General features: G+C 75.3%; 19 protein-coding genes and 1 pseudogene. 8 read left to right on the forward strand and 12 right to left on the reverse strand.

Annotated elements, in window-relative coordinates; translation table 11 throughout:
• From N555_RS27070 to N555_RS0120305, 3 genes and pseudogenes are all read right to left on the reverse strand, one after another.
• Nucleotides 1-2,192: pseudogene (locus N555_RS27070) on the reverse strand (hypothetical protein); the annotation flags it as partial.
• Nucleotides 2,193-2,263: 71 nt separating this feature from the next.
• Nucleotides 2,264-3,946 carry a zinc metalloprotease gene (locus tag N555_RS0120300; protein ID WP_156036474.1) on the reverse strand — a complete coding sequence of 561 codons (1,683 nt, stop codon included), beginning with the start codon at nucleotides 3,944-3,946 and terminating at the stop codon, nucleotides 2,264-2,266.
• A 94-nt stretch (nucleotides 3,947-4,040) separates the two neighbouring features.
• Nucleotides 4,041-5,447, reverse strand: a complete 1,407-nt coding sequence (locus N555_RS0120305) for an NAD(P)H-quinone dehydrogenase (protein ID WP_029433328.1) — start codon at nucleotides 5,445-5,447, stop codon at nucleotides 4,041-4,043.
• Between the two features lie 114 nt (nucleotides 5,448-5,561).
• Between N555_RS0120305 and N555_RS0120310 the strand changes: the two genes are divergently transcribed.
• Nucleotides 5,562-6,023: a gamma-glutamylcyclotransferase gene (locus N555_RS0120310; protein ID WP_029433329.1), complete on the forward strand. Its 462-nt coding sequence runs from the start codon at nucleotides 5,562-5,564 to the stop codon at nucleotides 6,021-6,023.
• Here the strand turns inward: N555_RS0120310 and mptB (N555_RS27075) are convergent.
• From mptB (N555_RS27075) to N555_RS0120345, 7 genes are read right to left on the reverse strand one after another with little or no spacing between them, the layout of a single operon-like run.
• The gene (gene mptB, locus N555_RS27075; RefSeq protein WP_156036475.1) at nucleotides 5,975-7,483 is read right to left on the reverse strand and encodes a polyprenol phosphomannose-dependent alpha 1,6 mannosyltransferase MptB; all 1,509 of its coding nucleotides are present in this window, start codon (nucleotides 7,481-7,483) and stop codon (nucleotides 5,975-5,977) included. The genes N555_RS0120310 and mptB (N555_RS27075) overlap by 49 nt on opposite strands.
• On the reverse strand, nucleotides 7,480-8,949 hold the full coding sequence (gene mptB / locus N555_RS0120320; protein ID WP_029433331.1) for a polyprenol phosphomannose-dependent alpha 1,6 mannosyltransferase MptB: 1,470 nt from the start codon (nucleotides 8,947-8,949) through the stop codon (nucleotides 7,480-7,482). Before mptB (N555_RS0120320) ends, mptB (N555_RS27075) begins: the two co-directional genes overlap by 4 nt.
• Entirely contained in the window at nucleotides 8,946-9,944 is a 999-nt protein-coding gene (meaB, locus tag N555_RS0120325) for a methylmalonyl Co-A mutase-associated GTPase MeaB (protein WP_029433332.1), read from the reverse strand. The genes mptB (N555_RS0120320) and meaB overlap by 4 nt, the downstream gene beginning before the upstream one ends.
• Nucleotides 9,944-12,151 carry a methylmalonyl-CoA mutase gene (gene scpA / locus N555_RS0120330; protein WP_029433333.1) on the reverse strand — a complete coding sequence of 736 codons (2,208 nt, stop codon included), beginning with the start codon at nucleotides 12,149-12,151 and terminating at the stop codon, nucleotides 9,944-9,946. The genes meaB and scpA overlap by 1 nt, the downstream gene beginning before the upstream one ends.
• The gene (locus N555_RS0120335) at nucleotides 12,148-14,052 is read right to left on the reverse strand and encodes a methylmalonyl-CoA mutase subunit beta (RefSeq protein WP_029433334.1); all 1,905 of its coding nucleotides are present in this window, start codon (nucleotides 14,050-14,052) and stop codon (nucleotides 12,148-12,150) included. Before N555_RS0120335 ends, scpA begins: the two co-directional genes overlap by 4 nt.
• Nucleotides 14,053-14,107: 55 nt before the next feature.
• Nucleotides 14,108-15,358: an amidohydrolase gene (locus tag N555_RS0120340; RefSeq protein WP_051684302.1), complete on the reverse strand. Its 1,251-nt coding sequence runs from the start codon at nucleotides 15,356-15,358 to the stop codon at nucleotides 14,108-14,110.
• Nucleotides 15,355-16,491, reverse strand: a complete 1,137-nt coding sequence (locus N555_RS0120345) for a glutamate--cysteine ligase (RefSeq protein WP_029433336.1) — start codon at nucleotides 16,489-16,491, stop codon at nucleotides 15,355-15,357. Before N555_RS0120345 ends, N555_RS0120340 begins: the two co-directional genes overlap by 4 nt.
• 303 nt (nucleotides 16,492-16,794) lie before the next feature.
• Between N555_RS0120345 and N555_RS0120350 the strand changes: the two genes are divergently transcribed.
• The 6 genes from N555_RS0120350 to N555_RS26280 all read left to right on the forward strand — a co-directional run bounded on the left by N555_RS0120350 (nucleotide 16,795) and on the right by N555_RS26280 (nucleotide 22,270).
• A complete protein-coding gene (locus N555_RS0120350; RefSeq protein ID WP_197029106.1) occupies nucleotides 16,795-17,973 on the forward strand; it encodes an HNH endonuclease signature motif containing protein in 1,179 nt (392 codons plus the stop codon).
• Nucleotides 17,974-18,077: 104 nt separating this feature from the next.
• Nucleotides 18,078-18,890 carry a purine-nucleoside phosphorylase gene (locus tag N555_RS0120355; RefSeq protein ID WP_029433338.1) on the forward strand — a complete coding sequence of 271 codons (813 nt, stop codon included), beginning with the start codon at nucleotides 18,078-18,080 and terminating at the stop codon, nucleotides 18,888-18,890.
• Nucleotides 18,887-20,512, forward strand: a complete 1,626-nt coding sequence (locus tag N555_RS0120360) for a phospho-sugar mutase (protein WP_029433339.1) — start codon at nucleotides 18,887-18,889, stop codon at nucleotides 20,510-20,512. Before N555_RS0120355 ends, N555_RS0120360 begins: the two co-directional genes overlap by 4 nt.
• Nucleotides 20,512-21,210, forward strand: coding sequence for a haloacid dehalogenase type II (locus tag N555_RS0120365; RefSeq protein ID WP_029433340.1), 699 nt, complete (start codon nucleotides 20,512-20,514; stop codon nucleotides 21,208-21,210). Before N555_RS0120360 ends, N555_RS0120365 begins: the two co-directional genes overlap by 1 nt.
• Complete coding sequence (locus N555_RS0120370) at nucleotides 21,207-21,617, forward strand: GtrA family protein (RefSeq protein ID WP_029433341.1); 411 nt, start codon at nucleotides 21,207-21,209, stop codon at nucleotides 21,615-21,617. The genes N555_RS0120365 and N555_RS0120370 overlap by 4 nt, the downstream gene beginning before the upstream one ends.
• Nucleotides 21,614-22,270, forward strand: coding sequence for a TVP38/TMEM64 family protein (locus tag N555_RS26280; protein WP_051684303.1), 657 nt, complete (start codon nucleotides 21,614-21,616; stop codon nucleotides 22,268-22,270). Before N555_RS0120370 ends, N555_RS26280 begins: the two co-directional genes overlap by 4 nt.
• 4 nt (nucleotides 22,271-22,274) lie before the next feature.
• Here the strand turns inward: N555_RS26280 and N555_RS0120380 are convergent, their stop codons facing one another.
• Nucleotides 22,275-23,165 carry a Gfo/Idh/MocA family protein gene (locus N555_RS0120380; protein ID WP_029433343.1) on the reverse strand — a complete coding sequence of 297 codons (891 nt, stop codon included), beginning with the start codon at nucleotides 23,163-23,165 and terminating at the stop codon, nucleotides 22,275-22,277.
• Between the two features lie 2 nt (nucleotides 23,166-23,167).
• On the reverse strand, nucleotides 23,168-23,791 hold the full coding sequence (upp, locus tag N555_RS0120385; protein ID WP_029433344.1) for a uracil phosphoribosyltransferase: 624 nt from the start codon (nucleotides 23,789-23,791) through the stop codon (nucleotides 23,168-23,170).
• Between the two features lie 56 nt (nucleotides 23,792-23,847).
• Between upp and N555_RS0120390 the strand changes: the two genes are divergently transcribed.
• Entirely contained in the window at nucleotides 23,848-24,336 is a 489-nt protein-coding gene (locus tag N555_RS0120390) for an SRPBCC family protein (RefSeq protein WP_029433345.1), read from the forward strand.
• Nucleotides 24,337-24,368 lie beyond the last annotated feature (32 nt).

Raw genomic sequence — 24,368 nt, forward strand, 5'->3', positions numbered from 1 at the left:
CGGCCTCGGACAGCGCCGGAAACCACGCGCGCACCAGAGGCCGACGACCAGTACACCGACCCACCCTGGAAGTGCTGGAAACAACCGCCGTCCCGCAGCCCACACACCGTGTCGGAGACCGGATAGCCGAGCGAGCCGAACTCCCAGCCGGTCGCCGCCCAGCGGCCGTACACGGGCTCCGCGACGCCGTGGCCGCCGGTGGTGGGCGACCAGTAGAGCGGGCCGCCCTCGAAGGGTTGGAAGCAGCCACCGGCGCGCAGGCCGCAGACCGCCGCCCCGGTCGGGTAGCCGAGGTAGCCGAGCTCCGAGCCGGAGGAGAACCAGCCGTCCCGCAGCCCCCCGCTGATCGCCCACGTACCCCCGGGACCGGCCACCACCGTGCCGCGCTGGAAGTGCTGGTAGCAGCCGCCGTCCACCATCGTGCAGCTCTCGTCGCCGACGGGGTAGCCGAGCGAGCCGAACTCCCAGCCGGTCGCGGCCCACCGGTCGTAGAACTCCCACGACACCGCGTGCGTCCCGGTCGCCGGCGAGGTGTAGACGCCGCCGTGCTCGAAGCCCTGGAAGCACCCGGAGTCGCGCAGCCCGCACCGGCGGTCACCCACCGGGAAGCCGAGGTCCGTCGCGGGGTCCTCCCAGCGGGCCAGCTCCGGCGCCGCGACGGAGTGGCCCCCGGTCGTCGGCGACCAGAAGACCCGGGCGCCCTGGTAGCGGGCGAGGCAGCGGTTGTCGGCGTCGCACGCCTCGGCCTCGGTCAGCGTCCCCTGCGGGCCGGCGTCGCCGCCGGCGAGGGAGTGCACAGCCGCCGTGGGCCGGAGCGTGGTGATCCGCACCGTGGCGCCGGACGCCGACGTCGCGACCACCCGGACGGTGAAGCGGGTCCCGGCGACGGTGACGGGCGAACCAGTGGTCAGCACGACCGCCCGGTCGCCCGCCCAGCCGGCCCGCGCCGACGGCGTGCCGTCCAGCAGCAGGGAGGTGTCCCCCGACGCGGCCGCGCGACGCAACGTGACGCCCTGCTGCAGACCGCGGTTGCGGGCGGGGTCGGCCAGCCAGGCGTCCTGCCCGCTGGCCTGGCGGTACTCCAGCCACAGCTGGGTGCCGTCGGCGTCGACGAGCTCCACGGCCCGGTACAGGCCGGTCGCCGGCGTCGCCGTCGAGACCGGTGCCAGGACGACGTCGGCGCCGGCCGTCCACGGCGTGAAGACCACGGAGTCCTGGGGCCGCACGAGGCCCAGTCGCTCGGCCTGGACGACGTTCAGGGTGCCCAGCTGCTGCCAGGAGTAGCCCATGACGTCGTAGTAGTCGCTGTAGCCGACCACCTGGCAGCTGCCCGAGTCGACGGCGGCGTCGCACTGCAGGGCCGAGGAGTGCCCCAGCCCGAGGTTGTGGCCGAACTCGTGGGTGATCACCGACGCGTTCGGCAGCGCGACGTAGGCGCGGGCGCTCCCGTCCGAGGCGGTGCCGACGGTGCCCAGGCCGTCCGAGCACCCCGGCGCGCCGGCCGGCAGGTACACGAGCAGGTGGCTGTTGCTGGTGGGCGTCCAGTTGGCGCGCGCGGCGGCCTGCTGCCACAGCTGGAAGGGCTTGTCGCAGCCGACCGTGGCGGGAGCGCCCCAGTCGACGGACCCCGCGACGCCGAAGGTGACCGCGCCGCGCGTCTGCTGCTCCCAGAAGTCGGCCACGGGCCCGTTGACCAGGTCCTCGACCGAGGCGAGCGTCGTCGCGTCCCGGTTCACCCCGGCGGGCTGGAGCATGACGACGGTGACGGGGTGGTTGACCGGCCCGGCGGCCGGCGCCGTCGGCGGCTCCTCGGGCGGTGCCACCACCTCCGTGGCGAGCACCTCCTGCGCCGGCTCCAGGCCCTGGTCCGCGGCGTCGTCCGCCACGTCCGCGCCGAGAGTCACCGCGAGCGTGGCCCCGGCCTCGACGTCGCCCAGGTCCTCGGTGGGGACCCGGGTGGTCTCCCCCGCTGCGGTCTCGATCCAGCTGAGCAGCCCGTCGTGCGGGTCGTCGGTGCCGGCCGGCTGCGGGTCCGCGTAGGCCTGCACCAGCTCGCCGACGACGGTGTCCCCCGCCGCGGGCCCCGCCTCCTCCTCCGCGCCCGCCGGGGGGGCGACGAGGACGGCCAGCGCCAGGACGGCGATGGCGAGGACGGGCGACCGCAGGGGCCGGGACCGGAGCACGGGGCGCACGGGAACTCCAGAGAGAAGGGACCGTCCTCTCCTTCGGCTCCCAGGGGGCCGGAGTTGAGCAGACGGCAGGGTCAGCTGCGGGCGGCCCGTCGCCGCTGCAGGGCCCGGCCGGCGACGAGGGCCGTCCCGGTGACGACGAGGCCGGTGAGCAGCGGCAGCAGCCACAGCGTCGAGGTGGTCCGGGCCTGCGGCTGGAGGGCAGGGGCGTCGGCGGCCGGGACCGCGATGACGGAGGGCGGCGGGAAGGCGGGTGCGGGGGCGGCGACCGGCGCGGAGCCGCTGTCGGCCGCGGAGCCGGCGTCGGCCGCCGGCGGGGCTCCCGCCGCGGCGCGCTGCACCCGCGGGGCCGGGCCGGTGCCGGTCCCGGCCGGAGGGGCCGGGGCGGGGACGGCGGCCGGCTGGACCAGCACGGTCGCGCCCGCGCCGGTGACAGCCTGGACGGTGACGGTGAAGGCGCCCGCCACCGGCACAGGCGCGGCTACCGGGAGCGCGGCCTGCAGGTCGGCGTCCCAGGCGGCGGCGGAGCTGGGCGTGCCGTCGAGCAGCAGCGAGGTGTCGGCGGAGTCGCCCGCGCGGTGCAGCAGGACACCGGAGTCGAGGCGGAACCGGTTGGCGACGCCGGCCAGCCAGCCGTCCTGCCCGTCGGCTCCGCGGTACTCCAGCCAGTAGACGGCGCCGTCGGTGCCGGTCAGCCGCAGCGCGCGGGTGCCGGTGCTGCCGCCGAGCGGTGCCAGCGTGACGGTGGCCGGGGCGGCGCCGGCCGCGACGTCGGCCTGCGCGCCGGCCGGCAGCACGCCGAGCCGGGCCGCCTGGGCCGCGTTGAGCGACCCCAGCTGCTCCCAGGAGGCACCCATGACGTCGTAGTAGTCGCGGTAGCCGGCGGTCCGGCAGCTGCCGGTCTCGACGGCACCGTCGCACTGGCGGCCGGAGGAGTGACCGAGGCCGAGGTTGTGTCCCAGCTCGTGGGCGACGAGGGCCGGCATCGCGGAACGGACGTAGACCCGTCCGCCGGCGCCGGGTCCGGTGCCCACCTCGCCGAGCGCGACGGCACAGCCGGGGAGCTCGGCGGGGAGGCTGCTGACGTAGACGAGCAGGTGGCGGCCGGGCCCGGCCTGGAACCCGGCCGCGGCGGCGGCCTCGTCCCACAGCGCGGCGGGGGCGTCGCAGCCGGCTGCGGTGTGCACCCAGCCGGGCACGGCGGAGGTGACGCCGAAGCGCACCGCGCCACCGGTCTGATCGGCCCAGAAGCGCGCCACCGGGCCGTCGACGGCGGCGGTCAGCGCGGCCACGGTCGTGGTGTCCTCCACGCCGCCGGCGGGCACGACCCGGACGACGGTCACGCCGTTGCTCGGGGTGGCCGCCGCGACGGGGGCGGCGACGCGCACCTCGCCGTCCACGACCGACCGGGTGTCGTCGGGCCCGCCGGCCGTGTCGTCCGGGGCGCCGAGGGTCAGCTCGACCGTGGCGCCGACCGGCAGCCCGGCGACGTCGCCGGTCGACACCGGCACGGTCTCGCCCCGGGCGGTCTCCACCCAGGTGAGCGGCTGGTCGCCGGTCCCGGGGTCGTGCTCGCCGGCGAGCCCGTCCTCGGGCCACGCCTGGACCAGCTGGCCGACGACGGTCTGGGCGGGGGCCTGGGCCTCCTCCGCGGAGGCGGGCGCCGCCAGGGCGACGGGCGCCAGGACGGCGACCGCGGCGGCGATCAGCAGGCGCAGGCGACGCGGGCGGGGGCCGGCAGCGGGGACGGGAGGCATCCCCTGCTCCATCGGCGGCCGTCGCGCGCGTCGGCACCGGATCGGCGGAGTTGAGCCGAACTCCCGTCACATCCGCATCAGGAGTGGTCCGGCATCACGCCAGTGCGTCGGCGCCCATCAGCCGGCGGCCGGCCTCGGTGATCGAGCCCGACAGCGACGGGTAGATCGCGAAGGTCTGCGCGAGGTCGGAGACGGTCAGCCCCTTGGTGACCGCCAGCGCGATCGGCAGCACCAGCTCGGAGGCCCCGGGCGCCACGACGACGCCGCCGACCACGACACCGGTCGACTGCCGCGCGAACAGCTTCACGAAGCCGTCCTGCATGTCGGCCATCTTCGCGCGGGCGTTGGTGGCCAGCGGGAGGCGGACGACGTCGATGGGCGCGCCCTCCGGCAGCGACCCCTCCTGGACGCCGACCGTGGCGATCTCGGGGTGGGTGAAGACGTTGGCCGCCACCGTCTTGAGGCGGATCGGCTGCACGGCCTCGCCGAGCGCGTGCCACATCGCGATGCGGCCCTGCATGGCGGCGACACTGGCCAGCTGGAAGACGCCGGTGACGTCGCCCGCGGCGTAGATGCCGGGCACCGAGGTCCGCGACACCCGGTCCACCTCGACGTGCCCGCTCTCGGCGAGCCGCACGCCGCACTGCTCGAGGTTCAGCCCCGCGGTGTTCGGCACGGTGCCGACCGTCATCAGGGCGTGCGAGCCCTCCACGGTGCGCCCGTCGGTGAGCGTGACCAGCACGCCCTTCTCGGTGCGCTGCACGGTCGCGGCGCGGCCCTTCGAGGTGATCCGGCCACCCCGGGACTGGAAGACCTGTTCCAGGACCTCGGCGGCGTCGGCGTCCTCGCCCGGCAGGACGCGGTCGCGGGAGGAGACGAGGGTGACCGGCACACCGGCCTCCAGGTAGCCGGAGGCGAACTCGGCACCGGTGACGCCGGAGCCGACGACGACGAGGTGCTCGGGCATCTCCTCGAGCTCGTACACGTCGCGCCAGTCGAGGATCCGCTCGTGGTCGGGCTCGGCGCCGGCGATCACCCGCGGGTCCGCGCCGGTGGCGATGAGGACGACGTCGCACTCGAGCACCTCGGCGACCGCGCCCTCCCGGTCGAGCACCTCCACCCGGTGCTCCACCAGGCCGCGCACGTCGTCGGCCAGGCGGCCCTGCCCCGCGATGATCCGCACCCCCTCGGCGGTCAGCCGGGCGTGGATGTCGGCGGACTGGGCGACCGCCAGGCCCTTGACCCGGTGGTTGACCGCGGCGAGGTCCATGCCGGCGGTGCGCAGGTCGCTGCCCAGCACGCCCAGCGCCGCGGAGTCACGGACGCTCGTCATCGCCCCGGCGGACGCGATCAGCGCCTTGGAGGGGACGCAGTCGGTGAGCACGCTGGCCCCGCCGACGCCGTCGCGCTCGATGACGGTGACCTCCGCACCCAGGGAGGCGCCGACCAGGGCGGCCTCGTAGCCGGCCGGGCCACCGCCGATGATGACGATCCGGGTCATGGGTGCTCCTGTGCGTTGCTCGTGGACGTGCCGGCCTCATCGTCCCAGGTGCCGCCCACGGGTGTCGGCATCCTCACGGGTCAGGCCCGCCACAGCCGCCGTAGGCTCGACGCGATGGGCCTCTACGCGGCGTACGGCTCCAACATGGACCCGGCGCAGATGCTCCGCCGCTGCCCCTCCTCCCCGCACACCGGCACAGGCTGGATCCGCGGGTGGCGGCTGACCTTCGGGGCCGAGGAGTTCGGCTGGGAGGGGGCGCTGGCGACGCTGGTGCCCGCCGACGGCCTCGACCCCACCGGCGTCTTCGTGGCCCTCTACGACCTCACCGACGCCGACGAGCGGGCCCTCGACGCCTGGGAGGGCGCCGACCTGGGGCTCTACCGCAAGCTCAACCTGCGGGTGCACACGCTGGCCGGTGACGTCGTCGCCTACGTCCACGCCCTGGACGCCTTCGAGGGCGGACTGCCGTCGGCCCGGTACCTCGGGGCCCTGTCCGACGCGGCGCAGGAGGCCGGCGCCCCCGACGACTACGTGGCCGAGCTGCGGGCCCGGGAGTGCCGCTCCACCGGGGTCTGATCCTCCGGCGCCCGGTCGTTCCGGCCGCGCCGCCGCACCCACACCGCGGCGGCGCCGAGGGCGAGCAGCACCACCAGCACGGCGCCGTCGGTGAACGGCCGGCTCAGCAGCGACAGGGTCGCCTGCCCGCCGGGGAGCGCGAGGAACAACCCGGCCACCGACCAGCCGGTCACCATCCAGGCGTGCCCACGGCGACCGGTCAGGGCGAACAGGACGGTGGGCAGCGTCAGGTACCACGGCCACATCGCGGCGCCGGAGAGGACGACGGTGAGGGACACCCAGCCGGCCGTCGTCAGCAGCCCCCACCGGGGCACCCGGGTGAGCAGCCAGAGGCACACGAGCACGCCGATGCCGAGGCCGATCCCCCGCACGAGGTCCAGGGGCGGGTCGTCGTAGTCGATGAGGACCGCCAGCGCGGTGGGCGGCGACAGCGGCTCCACCGCCTTGCCCGGGACGTCGAGGTTCTCCGTCCACCGCCAGCCGTAGCCCGACACCTGCACCCCGAGGGCGAACACGGCGAGCCCGAGGGCACCGGTGCCGACCAGGACCCGGAGCCGGCGCGACCACTCCGGCAGCTGCCACGCGGCGTACACGGCGATCACCGGGACCAGCGCCAGGGCGGTGACCTTCACACTCGCGCCGGCGGCGACGAGCGTCACGGCGAGGTACGGCCGGTCGCCCAGCGCGGCCGCCATCCCGGCCATGACCAGGAGGGTCATCAGCGCGTCGTTGTGCAGCCCGGAGACGGAGTGCAGCAGCAGGAGCGGGTTGGCGACGGTGAGCCAGACGGTCCGTGCGGGGTCCAGCCCACGGTGCCGGGCCAGCCGCACGACCAGGTAGGCGAGCAGGGCCCAGACGACCACCACCAGCACCCGCATTCCGACCAGGAAGTGCAGCAGGTCCTCGGAGAAGACCTTCGAGAACAGGTTCAGCAGGACGACGAACGGCGGGCTGTAGGGCGTGGGCGACTCCGCCCAGAAGTCCTCCGCGCCACGCGTGCCCGGGATGTCGCCCGCCGCGGCCGGACCTTGCACGAACGGGTCGACGCCGTGCTGGATCGCGGAGCCGATCGCGGCGTAGGCGTAGGCGTCCGGGCTGAACAGCGGCGGTCCGGCCAGCAGCGGGAGCGCCCACAGCCCGCCGACCAGCAGGACGGCCCCGACACCGGCGCCCCGGTGCAGTGCCGCGGACAGCACGAACCAGGCAGCGGCCAGGACGGCGAGCGCGACCATCGTCAGCGTGACGGCGGTGGCCTCGCCCAGCGCCCGCTCGGACAGGCCGGAGACGGTGAAGAACCACAGGTCGACGATCCGCCCGTTGCGGCCGAGGCCGAGGCCGGCGAGCGCCAGGAAGGCGGTGGCGGCCACCCCCAGCAGCCCGGCGACGGCCAGGAGCGGCAGCGGGCGGGCCGGCTCGTGGCCGGGGACCGCGCCGGACTCGACCACCGCCGGGGTGCTCACGGTCCGGCCGTCACCGGCTCGCGGCTGCGCCGGCTCCGCGTCCACAGCGCCCAGGCGGCGACGGCGAGCAGGACGCCGAGGACGATCGCGTCGGCCAGCGGACGGCCGAACCGCCGCAGCGTGGCGTCCCCTCCCGGTAGGAGGAGGAACGTGCCGGCCACCGAGCTGACGACGACGAGCACGCGGTCGGTCCGGATGCCGGTGAGCGCCAGGAACAGCAGCGGCCACAGGAAGTACCAGGGCCAGACGACGCTGCCGGTGAGCAGGACGACCACGAAGACCCACGCGGTGACCCGGATGACGCCCCACTGAGGCACCCGGGTGAACAGCCACAGGGAGACCAGCGCGCCGACGGCCAGTGCCGCGGCGCGGACGGCGTCCAGCGGCGGGTCGTCCCGGCTGATCAGGACCGCCAGCGCGCTCGGCGGGGACAGCGGCTCGACGGCGAGCCCGGGCACCGACAGCGCCCCGGTCCACCCCCAGCCGTAGCCGGACACCGTCACCGCCGCGACGAAGACGGCCAGTCCGGTCGCGCCGACCTGCACCAGCGTGCGGAGCCGGTCGCGCAGTTCCGTGTGCCGCCAGGCCGCGTCGATCGCGACGATGACGACGACGGCGAGGGCCATGACCTTCACCCCCGCGCCGAGGGCGCACAGCGTCGCGGCGAGGTAGGGCCGCCGCAGCAGCGCCGCCCACACCCCGGCGAGCACGAAGACGAGCATCAGCGCGTCGTTGTGGCTGCCGGAGACGGCGTGCAGCAGCACCAGCGGGTTGGCGACGGTCAGCCACAGCGACCGCGTCGGGTCCAGGCCCTGCAGCCGGGCGATCCGGACCACCACCAGGGCGATGCCCACCAGCGCGAGGACTGTCAGGACCCGGAGCGCGAGCACCATCGCGCGCGGCTCCTCGCCGAACAGCCCGGCGAGCCCGTCGAGGAGCCGGACGAACGGCGGGCTGTACGGCGAGGGGTTGTCGAGCCAGATCTCCTCCCCGCCGCGGATGCCGGGGATGTCCCCCGCCGCGCCGGGGCCGTCGACGTAGGGGTCGACGCCGTGCTGGGTGCTCGCCCCGACCGCCGCGTAGTGGTAGACGTCCGGGCTGAACAGCGGGATGCCGACGGCCAGCGGCACGGACCACAGCACCGCCAGCCAGGCGACCGCGCGGCTGCCCGCCCCGAGCTGCAGGGCCCGCCCGAGCAGCAGCCACGCGCCGGCCAGCAGGGCGAGCGCGAGGCCGCAGAGGACCAGGGCCGGCCGGGGGCCGAGCTCGCTGCGGGTGACGGCCTCGACCTGGAAGAACCACAGGTCGCGGGCGGCGACGTGTCGGCCGACTCCGGTCCCGGCCAGCGCCAGGTAGGTGGTGGCCAGCGTCCCGGTGACCGCGGCGGCGACGAGGGTCCACTGCCGGCGGCGGTCGGGCGCGCCCGTGCCGACGGCGCTGCGCGTGGCCGCCGTGCTGCCCGTCACGGCGCCCCGTCGGGGCTGGCCAGGAACAGCTCGAGGAGCTCCTGCGCCGCGAGCGCCGGCGTGGCCTCCCCGGCCAGCACCGCCCGTTCCAGGTCGGGCGCCCGGCCGCGCACGCCGGGGTGGGCCCGCAGCCGGTGCTCGAGTCCGCCGCGCACCAGCTGCCAGGTCCAGCGGACCTGCTGGGTGCGGCGGCGCTCGTCGAAGGCGCCGGAGACCCGGGCGCGGTCCTGGTGCTCTACCAGCTTGGCCCAGACCTCGTCGAGGCCCTCGCCGGTCAGCCCGGCGCAGGTCATCACCGGGACGTCCCAGTCCTCGCCGTGGCCCCGGAGCATGCGGATGGCGCCGGCCAGTTCGCGGGCGGCCTTGCGGGCGTCGGCGGCACCGGGCCCGTCGGCCTTGTTGACCGCGATCACGTCGGCGATCTCGAGGATCCCGCGCTTGATCCCCTGCAGCTGGTCGCCGGTGCGCGCGAGGGTGAGGAAGAGGAAGGAGTCGACCATCTCCGCGACGGTCACCTCGGACTGGCCGACCCCGACGGTCTCGACGAGGACGACGTCGTAGCCGGCGGCCTCGACGACGACCATCGACTCGCGGGTCGCCTGGGCCACACCGCCGAGGGTGCCCGCCGTGGGCGAGGGCCGCACGAAGGCGCGCGGGTCGACCGACAGACGCTGCATCCGCGTCTTGTCCCCGAGGATCGACCCGCCCGAGCGCGCCGACGACGGGTCGACGGCGAGGACGGCGACCTTCGCGCCCCCGCCGGTGAGCGTCACCCCGAGCTGGTCGATGAAGGTGGACTTGCCCACGCCGGGCACGCCGCTGATGCCGACGCGGCGCGCGTTCCCGGCGTGTGGCAGCAGCTCGACCAGCAGCTCCTGCGCGCGGTCCCGGTGGTCGGCCCGCCGGGACTCGACGAGCGTGATGGCGCGCGCCATCGCCCGCCGGTTCCCGGCGAGGACCCCCTCGACCAGCGCCGGGACGTCGATCTGTGCCATCAGTGGCCGAGCCGCTCCGACAGTGTCCGCAGCAGACCCTGGGCCGCCTCGGCGATGACCGTGCCCGGCAGGAACACCGCGGCCGCGCCCATCTCCTTCAGCGTCGGGACGTCGTCGGGCGGGATCACGCCGCCGACCACGATGACGACGTCGTCGGCACCGAGCTCGGCCAGCGCCTCCTTGAGCGCGGGCACCAGCGTCAGGTGGCCGGCGGCCAGCGACGAGACGCCGACGACGTGCACGTCGGCCTCGACCGCCTGCCGGGCGACCTCCTCCGGCGTCTGGAACAGCGGGCCCACGTCGACGTCGAAGCCGAGGTCGGCGAACGCGGTCGCGATGACCTTCTGACCGCGGTCGTGGCCGTCCTGGCCCATCTTGGCGACCAGGATCCGGGGGCGGCGGCCCTCGGCCTCCTCGAACGCCTCCGCCATGCGGCGGGTCTCCTCCACGGGGCCTGATGCTCCTGCTTCGTCGCGGTACACACCGGAGATGGTGCGGATCTGCGCCTGGTGCCGCCCGTAGACGGCCTCCAGCGCGTCGGAGATCTCGCCCACCGTCGCCTTCGCACGGGCGGCGTCGATCGACAGCTTGAGCAGGTTGGTGTCCAGCTCGTTGCCGCGGCGGCCCTCGGCGGCGGCACGGGCGGCATCGGTCAGCCGGGACAGCGCCTCGCGGGTGGCCGGCTCGTCACGCTCGGCGCGCAGCTGCTCCAGCTTGGCGGTCTGCTCGGCCAGCACCTGGGCGTTGTCGACGCGGAGGACCTCGATCGCCTCGTCGGCGTCCACCCGGTACTTGTTCACGCCGATCACCGGCTGGCGGCCGGAGTCGATGCGGGCCTGGGTGCGGGCGGCGGCCTCCTCGATGCGCATCTTCGGGATGCCGTCGTCGATGGCCCGGGTCATGCCGCCGTGCTCGCGCACCTCCTCGATGTGCGCCCACGCCCGGCGGGCCAGGTCGTAGGTCAGCTTCTCGACGTAGGCCGAGCCGCCCCACGGGTCGGCGACCCGGGTGGTGCCCGACTCCTGCTGCAGCAGCAGCTGGGTGTTGCGGGCGATGCGGGCGGAGAAGTCGGTGGGCAGCGCCAGCGCCTCGTCCAGGGCGTTGGTGTGCAGCGACTGGGTGTGCCCCTGGGTGGCGGCCATGGCCTCCAGGCAGGTGCGGACGACGTTGTTGTAGACGTCCTGCGCGGTCAGCGACCAGCCCGAGGTCTGCGAGTGGGTGCGCAGCGACAGCGACTTGGGGTTGGTCCCGCCGGCCTGCTTCACGAGCTTCGCCCACAGCAGGCGCCCGGCCCGCATCTTGGCGACCTCCATGAAGAAGTTCATGCCGATGGCCCAGAAGAAGCTCAGCCGCGGGGCGAACGTGTCGACGTCCATCCCGGCGTCCTGGCCGGCCTTCAGGTACTCCACGCCGTCGGCCAGCGTGTACGCCAGCTCGAGATCGGCCGTCGCCCCGGCCTCCTGGATGTGGTACCCGGAGATCGAGATCGAGTTGAACCGCGGCATCTCCTGCGCGGTGAACGCGAAGATGTCGCTGATGATCTGCAGCGACGGCGTCGGCGGGTAGATGTAGGTGTTGCGGACCATGAACTCCTTGAGGATGTCGTTCTGGATGGTCCCGGCGAGCTGCGCGGGCGACACCCCCTGCTCCTCGGCGGCGACGACGTAGAGCGCCAGCACCGGCAGCACCGCGCCGTTCATGGTCATCGAGACGCTCATCTGGTCCAGCGGGATGCCGTCGAACAGCTGCCGCATGTCCAGGATCGAGTCGATCGCGACGCCGGCCATGCCGACGTCGCCCCTCACCCGCGGGTGGTCGGAGTCGTAGCCGCGGTGGGTGGCGAGGTCGAAGGCGACCGACAGGCCCTTCTGCCCCGCGGCGAGGTTGCGCCGGTAGAAGGCGTTCGACGCCTGGGCGGTGGAGAAGCCCGCGTACTGGCGGATCGTCCACGGCTGGGTCGTGTACATCGACGGGTAGGGCCCGCGCAGGAACGGCGGGACGCCCGGGTAGGTCTCCAGGAAGTCCACCCCGGCGAGGTCCGCGGGGGTGAACAGCGGCGGGACGTCGATGCCCTCGGGCGTGTGCCAGGTGGCCTCGGCGACGCTGCGCCCGGTGGCCTCCTCGTACCGCTTGGCCCAGTCGTCGGCCGAGCCGTGCGCGGCCGGGCGGCCCAGCTCCGCGGAGCCGAAGTCGGGGATGGTGCTCATGCCGTCACTCCGAGCTGCTCGTGGGCGGCGCGCAGGACCTGCAGCGCGTCGCATCCGGCGTACACGTACCCGTCGACGCCGTCCACGTCCAGCGACGGCTTCCCGGCGAGCCACACGGAGGTGGCCCCGGCGGCCCGCAGCTCGGCGGCGAGGGCGGCGGCCGACGCGGCGTAGTCCTTGTCGGTGCCGCAGATGCAGGCGACCGTCGTCCCCGCGTCCGCGAGCCCGGCGGCGCCGTCGGCGGCGGGGGTCTCCAGGCCGCCGGCCTGGAAGAGGTTCGCGGCGAACGAGGCGCGGGCGGTGTGCCGGGCCTCCGGGCCGATGGTGGCGAGGTACACCCTCGGGCGCGACGCGGCGGAGTCCGCGGCGTCGCGCAGCTCCTCGAAGTCCTGCGCCGCACGCACGCGGGGCAGCCCACCCGGGCCGGTCGGGAGCACCTCCGCCGCCGGCTTCCGCTGCGGAAGCTTCTCGGTGAGGTTCGGGAACTCGCTGACGCCGGTGATCGCATCGGAGCGCTTGGCCAGACGCTTCCGCCGCTCCTCCCACGCCGCGGCCAGGCGGTCGCGGACCAGCCCGTCGGCCAGCGCCCGGACGATGCCGCCGGCCCGCTCGATCTCGGTGAACCAGGCCCAGGCGGCCTGGGCCAGCTCCTCGGTGAGCGACTCGACGTACCAGGAGCCGCCGGCCGGGTCGAGCACGCGGGCCAGGGACCCCTCCTCGACCAGCAGGCTCTGGGTGTTGCGGGCGATCCGCCGGGAGAAGGCGTCGGGCAGGCCGAGCGCGGCGTCGAACGGCTGGACGGTGACGACGTCGGCGCCGCCCACGCCCGCGGCGAAGCAGGCGACCGTGGTCCGCAGCATGTTGACCCAGGGGTCGCGGCGGGTCGTCATCACCGACGAGGTGACGGCGTGCTGACGCTGGCCGCGGACGTCGGCGGAGGCACCGGAGAGCTCGCCCACCCGGTCCCACAGCCGGCGGGCGGCCCGCAGCGCCGCGATCGTCGTGAACTGGTCGGCGGTGGCCGAGTAGCGGAACTCCAGCTGGCCGAACGCCTCGTCGACGGTCAGCCCGGCGTCCGTCAGCGCGCGCAGGTAGGCCGCACCGGCGGCCAGCGAGCAGCCCAGCTCCTCGACGGCACCGCCGCCCGCGTCGGCGAACACGGTCCCGTCGACGACGACGGTGCGCAGGCCGGTGTGCGCCGACGCGCGCCGGGCGACGTCGGCGAGGCCGGAGAGGTCCTGCTCCTCCCCCGTCGCCGCCTGCACGCCGATCGGGTCGAGGCCCAGCGAGCCGCCGGGGGCGACGTCGTCGCGGCCCTCGATCAGGGAGAGGAAGGCTTCCGCCGCCAGCAGGCCGCCCTGCACCGTCACCGGGGCGAGGTCGAGGTAGACGTCGGCCAGCACGTCGCCGAGCGACTGCACCGGCACCGCGCCCTCGCCGAGCACCAGCCAGAGGGAGGAGACGCCGTTCTCCAGGTCGGCCGCGATCGCCTCGCGGGTGGCGGCGACGTCGGGGTCGGCGTGCCGCTGGCGGACGTCCCAGCCGGCCGGCACGTCAGTGTCCGCTCCCCCGGCCGCGGTCTCGCCCGCGGCGCCGGCGCGGGCACCGCGCACGAAGGGCGGGAGCCCGGGCACGCCCGCCGCCGACGGCAGGTCGCCGGCGTCCTCGGCGGTGTACAGCGGGGCGACGGAGACGCCGGTGGCCACGGTGCGACGGAGGGCGTCCTCGGGGTGCTCCGGCAGGTCCTCGCGGCCGGCCTTGCGCAGCACGCCGGCGAGGAGTCCGCGCCACTGCTCGCGGGTGGCCGCGGGGAACTCGCCCGCCAGCACGAGGTCCTCGGGGACCTCGTGCTCGGCCGGGACGTCGGCGTCCGCCGGGGCGGGCTGAGCGGGGGCATCCATCAGTCGGGCTCCGGTGCAACAGGGGTGGCGGAGAGGCGGTGCGCTGGGGAGTTTTCTACCGGCGTTCGCGCGGCGCCGGTCGCCCGGGGGCCGGGGACCGCCCTTCCGAGGAGGTCCCGACATCGGCGACCAGCGCGTGCAGCGCCGTCCGGGCGAGCAGCCGGACACCCACCCCGATCGCGCGCTCGTCCACGTCGAAGGTGCCGCGGTGCAGGTCCAGGGGCGGTCCGCCGCCGTGGGTGCCCAGCCGGGCCAGGGCGATCGGCAGGACGTCGGCGAACCAGCCGAAGTCCTCCCCACCCATGCTCTGCGGCGAGAGCCGGACGCCGTCGGCGCCGACGGTCTCCATCGCCGCCGCGCGCAGCAGCGAGACGGCACGGGGGTCGTTGACGACGGGCGGGACCCCCCGCACGTAGTCGACCTCGACGCCGGCCCCGGTCGGCGCGACCACCTTCTCCACCAGCGCGTGCAGCAGGTCCTCGGCCGACTGCCAGGCGTCGCGGTCCAGCACCCGGACGGTGCCGCGCAGCTGGCCGCGCTGCGGGATCGCGTTGGCCGCGACGCCGGCGTTGACCGCGCCCCACACCACGGACATCCCGGCGCGCGGGTCGACCTGGCGCGAGAGCAGCCCCGGGAGGTCGGTGATGAGCCGGCCGAGCGCGTCGACGAGGTCGACGGTCAGCTGCGGCCGCGCCGTGTGCCCGCCCGGCCCGGTGAGGACGACGTCCATGCGGTCGCAGGCCGCGGTGATCGCGCCGGTGCGCAGCCCGACGGTGCCCGCCGGGATCGACGGGTCGCAGTGCAGGGCGAACGCCCGGGACGCGCCGTCGAGGACCCCCGCCGCCACCACCTCGGTGGCACCGCCGGGAACCGTCTCCTCGGCCGGCTGGAAGACCAGGCGGACGGTCCCGGGGAGGTCGTCGAGCTCGGCCAGCGCCAGGGCCGCGCCGAGGACGACGGTCGTGTGCACGTCGTGTCCGCACGCGTGGCACATGCCCTCGCGGGTCGAGGCGTAGGGCACGTCCTTGAGGTCGGCCAGCGGCAGCGCGTCGATGTCCCCGCGGAGCACCACCGTCGGCCCGTCCCCGCCGCCGACCTCGACCACCAGGCCGGTGCCGGTCGGCAGCCGCTTGGGCGAGAGGCCCGCCCCGCGCAGCTTGTGCTCGATGAACGAGGTCGTCTCGAACTCGGCGTAGGCCAGCTCGGGATGGGCGTGCAGGTGCCGGCGCACGGAGACGAGGTGCTGCGCGTGCGCCGTCGTCCACCGGTCGACCGCGGCACCGGCCTCCTCGACGACCGACGTCACGAGCCGAGCCCGTCGCGGAACTCGACGACGAGCGCGTCGACGACGGCCCGCAGGTCTCCCCCGTGCGCCGCCGCGACCGCGCGCTGACGCTGGTAGGAGGCACCGGCGGCCAGGACCCGCTCGACGTCGGCGAGCTGCTCCGCGCAGTCGAGGCGGCGGGCGGTGGGCTCGAGCTCCTCGGCGAGGTCGAGCAGCGCCTGGCGGACCGGCCGGACGGTGCCCTTCTCGTCGGTCACGATGTCGGCGTCCAGGCCGTAGCGGGCGGCCCGCCACTTGTTCTCCCGCAGCACCCAGCTGGGCGGGGTGGGGAGGGTGTAGCCGCGGTCGAGCTGGGTGTCGAACTGCTCGACCAGGCACTGGGAGAACGCAGCCACGACGCCGATCTCGTCGAGCGTGGGCAGTCCGTCGCAGATCCGCAGCTCCACGGTGCCGAAGTCCGGGTGCGGGCGGATGTCCCACCACACCTCGCGGACGCTCTCGATGGCGTTGGTGGAGATGAGCGTCTCCATGTAGGTCTCGAACTCGTCCCAGCCGGAGAGCTGGTAGGGCAGCCCGGCGGTGGGCATCGCCTCGAACACCTTGCTGCGCGCCGACGCCAGCCCGGTGTCGGCGCCGACCCAGTACGGCGAGGACGCCGACAGCGCGAGGAAGTGCGGCACGTACTGGGTGAGCGCGTTGACGATCGGCACGGCCTTCTCCGGCGCCCGCACCCCGACGTGCACGTGGACGCCGAAGATCTGCAGCCGGCGGGCCAGCCACTGCATCTTCTCGACCAGCAGCGCGTAGCGCTCCTTCGGCGAGATCAGCTGCGTCTGCCAGTCGGTGAACGGGTGGGTGCCGGCGCACATGAGGTCCAGCCCGCGCCGGTCGGCGGCCGCCACGACCTGCGCGACGGTGCCGGCCAGGTCGGCCTGCGCCTCGGCCACGGTCGTGCAGACGCCGGTGATGACCTCGATCGTCGACTGGAGGAGCTCGTGCTTGGCCTTCTCCGGCTCCTCGGCTCCCTCGGGGGTCAGCTCCTGGAGGATCTCGACGGCGCCGGCGGTCAGCTCGCGGGTCTCGCGGTCGACCAGCTGCAGCTCCCACTCGACGCCGAGACTGGCGCGCTCGGAGGAGTTGAAGGGGATCTGCACCCGCAGATCCTATGGACGATCACGCTGTTCCACCGGCTGAGCGGGGCGCGTTCCCCCGATGGGTTGTGCATCGCGACCCCGCACGGTTCTCCCGGTCAGGAGAACCGCGCTCGGTCCGCGGTTCGCGGCACGCAGGGTCGGCCCCCGGTGGGCGGGGACCAGGAGCTCTGTCGCCCACCGGGTCAATGGCCCGGTGGAATCTGTGGACAACGCCCTGAGCTGGGAATTCATGGCGTCGAGCCGCTGCTCAGCCGATAGGATCCGTACATGTGTTCGAGTGATCCAGGCGGCGATCTGCACGCGATGTCGGACGCCGACCTGCTGGCCGAGGTCGGTGGGCTGGTGGCGGAGCGGAACCGGGTGGAGGCCCGGCTGACCCGCGCTGTGCGGGTCGCCGATGCGCGGTTGGCCTGCGAGCACGACGGGCTGAAGACGATGCAGTCGTGGCTGCGCACCCACACCGGGATGAAGAACTCGGCCGCGGCGGCGCTGGTGCAGCGCGGGCGGGTCCTGGACCTGCTGCCGGCGACGGGCGCGGCGTTCGCGGCGGGTGCGATCGGCGTCGAGCACGTCACCGAGATCGCCACGATCACCGGCCGGCGGGAGCTGGCCGCCGCCGCCGAGCAGGGCGTGGACCTGAGCGAGGTCGACGCCGCCCTGGCCACGGTCGCGGCCGGGCAGACCTTCCGGAAGCTGACCGAGGCGGTGCACCACTACCTGGCCCAGCTGGACCCCGACGGGCCCGAACCCGACCCCACGCACGAACGGTCGCTGACCATCACCACCCATCCCGACGGCACCGTCACCATCCACGTGGAACTGGACGCCGTCGCCGGGGAGAAGGTCAAGGCGGTGATCGAGCCGATGGCCGCCACCTCCCGCACGGCCGGAGACGAGCGCACCCCCGGCCAGGTCCGCGGCGACGCGTTCGTGCAGTGGGCCGACAACACCCTCGCCGCCGGCAACGTGCCCATCCAGCGCACCCGCAAGCCCGGTATCGCCGCCGTGATCGACGTCGACGCCCTGGTCGACCCGGCCACCGGCCAGACCGCCGCCCGGATGGGATTCGGCGCCACCATCTCCGCCGCCCGCGCCCGCTGGCTGGCGTGCGACTCCACCGTCGCCCGGATCGTGATGGGACCCGACGGTGTCCCGATCGACCGCGGCCGCGAGGTCCGCATCGTGCCCGCCCCGCTGCGGCACCTGCTGGACCTGCGCGACGGCGGCTGCCTGTTCGCCGGCTGCGACGCCCCACCGGAATGGTGCGAGGCCCACCACTTCCTGCACTGGGCCTTCGGCGGCGAGACCACCCTGGAGAACACCGGCCTGTTCTGCGAACGCCACCACGGCAAGCTCCACGCCGGCTTCCGGGTCGAACGCGGACCCGACGGCCGATGGCACACCTACCGCCCCGACGGCACCGAGATCCTCCCCTACCGACCGGACCTCCTCGACCGGGACGACCTCCTCGTCCCCGTCTGAGCAGCATCGCGGGCGCACCCGTCCACGACCCCACCGGAGACCCTCCGGTGGGGCAGGCGGCGTGCGCGCCGGGCGACCGTCCGCGCTGCGTTACCGTCGCGCGGGTGAGCGACGTGTCCACCGGCCCTGATCCCGCGACCCTCGCCCGGCTGGCCGCCGAGGACCTCGATGACGCGTTCGGCGGAGGGCACGACACCGCCGTCGTCATGGGCTCGGGCTGGGCCCCCGCCGCGGAGGCCTTCGGCGCCGCCGAGTCCACCGTCGCCATCGAGGACCTGCGGGGCTTCGCCGTGCCGACCGTCGCCGGGCACGGCGGGGAGGTCCGCTCGGTGCGGGTGGGCTCGCGCCGCGTGCTCCTGTTCCTGGGCCGCACGCACCTCTACGAGGGCCGCGGCGTCTCCTCGGTCGTCCACGGCGTGCGCACGGCGGCGGCCGTGGGCGTGCGCACCGTCATCCTCACCAACGCCGCCGGCGGCCTCGCGCCCGAGCACCGCGTCGGCCAGCCGGTGCTGATCAGCGACCACCTCAACCTCACCGCGCGCTCGCCGCTGGTCGGTCCGACGTTCGTCGACCTCACCGACCTGTACTCGGCGCGGCTCCGCGAGCTCGCGCGACAGATCGACCCGTCGCTGACCGAGGGCGTGTACGCGGCGCTGCCCGGTCCGCACTTCGAGACGCCCGCCGAGATCCGCATGCTGCGGACGCTCGGCGCCGACCTCGTCGGCATGTCCACGGCACTCGAGGCGATCGCGGCACGGGCGGCCGGCATGGAGGTGTTCGGCCTGTCGCTGGTCACCAACGCGGCGGCCGGCATCACCGGCGAGGCGCTGAACCACGAGGAGGTCCTCGCCGCCGGCAAGGAGGCCGCCGGGCGGATGGGCCACTTCCTGGTCGAGCTGGTGAGCCGGCTGCCGTGAGCCTGCTCGACGAGGCGCGGGCCTGGGCGGCGGCCGACCCGCACCCCGGCGACCGCACCGAGATCGAGGCGCTGGTCGCGGCCGGGGACCTGACCGAGCTCGCCCGCCGCTTCGCCGGTCCGCTCACCTTCGGCACCGCCGGGCTCCGTGGCCCCCTGCGCGCCGGTCCCGCGGGGATGAACGCCGCCGTGGTCACCCGGGCGGCCGCCGGGCTCGCGAGATACCTCGAGGGCGCCGGCCATGCCGGTGGCGGGGTCGTCATCGGCTTCGACGCGCGCCGCCGCTCCGACGAGTTCGCCCGCATCTCGGCCGCCGTGCTCTCCGGCGCCGGGTTCGCCGTCCAGGTGCTTCCGCGGCCGCTCCCGACCCCGGTGCTGGCCTTCGCGGTCCGCCACCTCGGCTGCGCCGCCGGGATCATGGTGACGGCCAGCCACAACCCGCCCGACGACAACGGCTACAAGGTCTACCTCGATGACGGCGCCCAGCTGGTGCCCCCGGCCGACAGCGAGATCGAGGCCGCGATCACCGCGGCCGGCCCCGCCCGGGAGATCCCACTCTCGGACGACTGGCTCACCCTGGACGACGACGTCGAGGGCGACTACGTCTCCGCGGTGCTGGCCGCCCTGGCACCCGACCGCGTGCCCGCCGCCGACCGCGCGGCCCTGCGGATCGCCTACACCGCGATGCACGGTGTGGGGTCCTCGACCACCCGCACCCTCTTCGCCGCCGCCGGGTTCGCCGCCCCGGCCGCCGTCCCCGAGCAGGACTCCCCGGACCCCCGCTTCCCGACCGTCGCCTTCCCCAACCCGGAGGAGCCCGGCGCGGTCGACCTGCTGCTGGCGGTCGCCGAGCGCACCGGCGCCGACGTCGCGATCGCCCAGGACCCCGACGCCGACCGGTGCTCGGTCGTCTGCGGCGGACGGCAGCTGACCGGCGACGAGGTCGGCGGCCTGCTGGCCGACTGGCTGCTGCGCCGCGGCGTGCGCGGCACCTACGCGGCCTCGCTGGTCAGCGGATCGCTGCTGTCGGCGCTGGCCACCGCGCACGGGGTGCCGTTCGCCGAGACCCCGACCGGCTTCAAGTGGATCATCCGCGCCGGTGAGGCCGATCGGCCGCTGGTCTTCGGCTACGAGGAGGCGCTGGGCTACGCGGTTGCCCCCGGCGTGGTCCGCGACAAGGACGGCATCTCCGCCGCACTCGCCGTGGCGCTGCTGGCCGCCGAGCTGAAGGCCGACGGGCGCACACTGCTCGACCGGCTCGACGAGCTGGCCGTCGAGCACGGGTTGTTCGCCACCGGCCAGCTCTCGGCCCGCGTCGAGGACCTCTCCCTGATCGGCGCCGCGATGGCCCGGCTGCGCGCCCAGCCACCCGCCACGCTGCTCGGCCGGCCGGTCACCGCGACCGACCTGGCGCACGAGGACCCGCCGGTGGACGCCGTCCGCCTGCTCGGCGACGGCGTGCGGGTGGTCGTCCGGCCCAGCGGCACCGAGCCGAAGCTCAAGGCCTACCTGGAGACCGTCGTTCCGGTGCACGACGACGCCGGGGTGATCGCCGCCCGCGGCCGCGGCGCCGACGAGCTCGACGCGCTGCGCGCCGAGATGTCCGCGGCGCTGGGGTTGTGATGGACGAGGTCCGCGCCCTGGTGTTCGACGTCTTCGGCACCGTCGTCGACTGGCGCTCCGGGGTCGCCCGCGAGATGACCCGGCTGCTGGGCGACCGGGTGGACGCCGAGCGGTTCGCCGACGACTGGCGGGGGCGCTACTCCCCCTCGATGGACGAGGTGCGCACCGGCCGCCGCCCCTACGCGACGCTCGACGTCCTGCACCGCGAGTCGGTCGACGAGGTGCTCGCCGAGCACGGCGCCGACGACGTCCCGGCCGCCGTCCGCGACGAGCTGGTGCTCGCCTGGCACCGGCTCGACGCCTGGCCCGACGTCGTCCCCGGCATGCGACGGCTCTCGCCCCGGTTCGTGCTCGCCCCGCTCTCCAACGGCGGCATCGCGCTGCAGGTCGCGCTCGCCCGCCGGTCGGGGCTGCCCTGGGACGCCGTCCTCGGCGCCGAGGTCGTCGGGCACTACAAGCCCGACGCGGAGGTGTACGACTCCGCGCCCCGGCTCCTCGGCCTGGAGCCGGGACAGGTGCTCATGGTGGCGGCGCACGTCTCCGACCTGGCCGCCGCCCGCGACCGGGGCCTGCGTACCGCGTACGTGCACCGGCCGGCCGAATTCGGCGGGCGCCGGACACCGCCGGCCTCCGACCCGGACGCCGACTTCTCCGTGGTCTCCTTCGGCGAGCTGGCCGACCGGCTCGGCGCCCCGTGACCGCACCGGAGGAGACCGGCGGCCGCCGCGGGCTGCTGGACCAGCTGGTGCGGTTCGTCGCCGTCGGCCTGCTCGGCGCGGTGGTCGACCTCTCCGTCTACACGCTGGGCCTGCACCTGGGGCTCTGGACGACGGCCGCCCGGGCGATCAGCTTCATCGCCGGCACCACCACGGCCTACGCGCTCAACCGGCGGTGGGCCTTCCAGGTCGAGGGCGGGGCGCGGCGGGCGACGGGCTTCGCCCTCCTCTACGGGACGACGTTCTTCGTCATCCTCGGCGTGAACGAGCTCGCGCTGGCGGTGCTGCCCGAGAGCAGCTGGCAGAAGACCCTCGCCTGGGCCGTCTCGCAGGGGTTCGGCACCGCCGTCAACTTCGTGATGCTGCGGCTCGTCGTCTTCAAGGAGTGAGCAGGGACGCCGGCACGTGGCTGCGCGCCGGGCTGCTGGCCCTCCTCGTCGGCGCGGGGGTGGTCGTCGTCGCGACGGTCGACCTGCCCGCCGTCGACTCCGCCCGCGCGTGGCTCGACCGCAGCGGCCCGGCGGGTCCGCTGCTGCTGACCCTGGGCGTCGGCGTCGCCCTCCTCGGGCCGGTCCCCCGCACCGCCCTCTCCGTGCTGGCCGGGCTGGTCGCCGGCTTCTGGGGCGGCCTGGCGATCTCGCTGGCCGGGGGGCTGCTGGGCGGGATCGGCGCCTTCGCGCTCGCCCGGCTGCTCGGCCGACCGGCGGTCGCCGCGCTGGCCGGCCCCCGGATCGCGGCGACCGACCGGTTCCTCGGCACCCGCGGCTTCGGCACGGTCCTGGCCCTGCGGCTCTTCCCGGCGGCGCCGTTCACCGTCGTCAGCTACGGCGCGGGCCTGTCCGCCGTCCGTCCGGGGCCCTACGTCGCGGCGACCGCCCTCGGTCTCGTGCCGAGCACCGTGCTGCAGGTGGGTGCCGGCGCGTCGGTGGAGCACCTCGACCGGTGGGCGGATCTGCTGACCGCGCCGGTGGCGACCGCCGTCGCGGTCCTCGTCCTGCTGGCGGCCGGCGGGCTGGCGCTGTGGTGGCGCCGCCGGGCCTGACCGGTCAGCTCCCGACGGTCTCCCGGCACCCCGTGGCCAGGGACCGCTCCGCGGCGGCGAGGACCGCGACGACGTCCCGGCCGAAGGAGACGTCGAGCGGGTGCGCGGCGCCGGTGAGCGCGGCCGCCTGCAGCTCGTCGACGGCGACCCGGAAGGACTCGATCCCGGCGTCCAGCTGCGGCAGGAGCACGAGCCGGCCGGCGTCGCCGTGCACGGAGAACTCCGTGCCGGCCGACATGGGCGACACGGTGTGGGAGACGGTGACGGTGCTGGCGACGCCCTCGGGGTGGTGCAGCACGAGGTGCACGGTGTCGCGCAGGCCCGCCCCCGCCTGGACCGCGACCACCGGGCCGAGCGTGGGCACCAGCAGGGAGAGCACGTGCGGGCCGATGTCCCACAGCGCGCCGTGCTCCTGCCGCCAGGCCGACGCGGCGAACGGCGACCCCGCGATCGATCCGAGCCAGCTGGCCGACCCACCCGCGAGCCGGGTGCGGGCGGCCTGGGCGAGCCAGGTCGAGGTGGCGTCCTGGAAGCGCATCGTGAAGAAGACCACCGACGCCACCCCGGCCTCGCGCACCGCGGCGGCGAGCCGGTCGGCGACGGGCAGGCTCAGCCCGGTCGGCTTCTCCAGCAGCAGGTGCTTGCCCGCGGCGGCGGCCCGCTCGGCGAGCGGGGCCTGGACGTCGGGCGGCAGGGCGATCGAGACCGCGTCGACGTCGTCGAGGACGGCGTCCAGGTCGTCGGTGCCCGGCACCTCGAACTCCGCGCCGGCCTCCCGCGCCCGGCCCCGGTCCCGGCCCCAGACGGCGACCAGCTCGGCGTCCGGGTGCCCGGCCAGCGCACGGGCGTGGACCTCCCGGGCCCAGAAACCGGTGCCCAGGACGGCGAAGCGCACGGTCAGACCGCGCCGAACTGACGGTCCCCGGCGTCGCCCAGCCCCGGCACGATGTAGGCGTTCTCGTTGAGGCCCTCGTCGATGCTGGTGGTGAACACCCGCAGCGGCAGGCCGCTCTCCTCCAGCCGGCGCAGCCCCTCGGGTGCGGCCAGCACGCAGAGGACGGTGATCTCGGTGGCGCCGCGCTCGGTGAGCAGCCCGCAGCAGTGCACGAGCGAGCCGCCGGTGGCCAGCATCGGGTCGAGGACGAACACGTGCCGGTCGACCAGGGTCTCCGGCAGCGAGGCCATGTAGGCCTCGGGCTGGAAGGTCGTCTCGTTGCGGGCCAGGCCGACGAAGCCCATCTGCGACTCGGGCAGCATCCGGTGCGCCTCGTCGGCCATGCCCAGGCCCGCGCGCAGCACCGGCACGATCAGCGGCGGCGCGGCGATCCGGTAGCCGGTGGTGTCCGTGACCGGCGTGCGGATCGGCTCCTCGGCGACGGCCAGGTCGCGGGTGGCCTCGTAGACCAGCATCTGGGTGAGGTCCTGCAGCGCCGCGCGGAAGGCCGCGTTGTCGGTGCGCTCGTCCCGCATGCGGGAGAGCCGGGCACGGGCGAGCGGGTGGTCGACGACGGTCAGCTGCACGCGCGCCACCGTAGCGACCCCTTGACCCGGCGGGGGGCCTGGTCCACGGTGCCGCCGTGACCTCCCGTCCCTGGCTGACCTCCGGCTCGGTCGAGCTCGTCGTGGCCGCCCCCGCCGACGCCGTCTACGCCGTGGTCGCCGACGTGACCCGCATCGGCGAGCGCAGCCCGGAGTGCCACTCCGCGGTCTGGCTGCCCGGTGCCGCGGCGGGCGAGGTCGGGTCCGTCTTCGTCGGCTCCAACCGGGCTCAGTGGGCGACGAGCTGGTCCCGGCGGTGCGAGGTGCTCGTCGCCGACCCGGGCCGGGCGTTCGCCTTCCGGACGATGCCCACCGCGCTCATCCCCGACTCCACCACCTGGCGGTACGACCTCGAACCGGCCGACGGCGGCACCCGGGTCACCCACAGCTACACGATCACCAAGCCCCTGCCCCGGCCGCTGAAGGCGTTCACCGGGGCGCTGCTCCCCCAGCACCGGGACATGCGCCCGCAGATGCAGGCCAACCTCGCAGTACTCCGGGCCCAGTTCGCCGTCACCCCCGCCTGAACCCGGGCGGCGCTCGCCCACCCGGGCGGGTG

The organism is Blastococcus sp. URHD0036 (genome assembly GCF_000701365.1).
Lineage (GTDB): Bacteria > Actinomycetota > Actinomycetes > Mycobacteriales > Geodermatophilaceae > Trujillonella.

Bases quoted from the DNA above. Each gene is read 5' to 3' on its own strand.
- meaB (WP_029433332.1), bottom strand. From the start codon at position 9,944: ATGGCACAGATCGACGTCCCGGCGCTGGTCGAGGGGGTCCTCGCCGGG.
- scpA (WP_029433333.1), bottom strand. From the start codon at position 12,151: ATGAGCACCATCCCCGACTTCGGCTCCGCGGAGCTGGGCCGCCCGGCC.
- N555_RS0120300 (WP_156036474.1), bottom strand. From the start codon at position 3,946: ATGCCTCCCGTCCCCGCTGCCGGCCCCCGCCCGCGTCGCCTGCGCCTG.
- N555_RS0120335 (WP_029433334.1), bottom strand. From the start codon at position 14,052: ATGGATGCCCCCGCTCAGCCCGCCCCGGCGGACGCCGACGTCCCGGCC.
- N555_RS0120350 (WP_197029106.1), top strand. From the start codon at position 16,795: ATGTCGGACGCCGACCTGCTGGCCGAGGTCGGTGGGCTGGTGGCGGAG.
- N555_RS0120305 (WP_029433328.1), bottom strand. From the start codon at position 5,447: ATGACCCGGATCGTCATCATCGGCGGTGGCCCGGCCGGCTACGAGGCC.
- N555_RS0120310 (WP_029433329.1), top strand. From the start codon at position 5,562: ATGGGCCTCTACGCGGCGTACGGCTCCAACATGGACCCGGCGCAGATG.
- N555_RS0120365 (WP_029433340.1), top strand. From the start codon at position 20,512: ATGGACGAGGTCCGCGCCCTGGTGTTCGACGTCTTCGGCACCGTCGTC.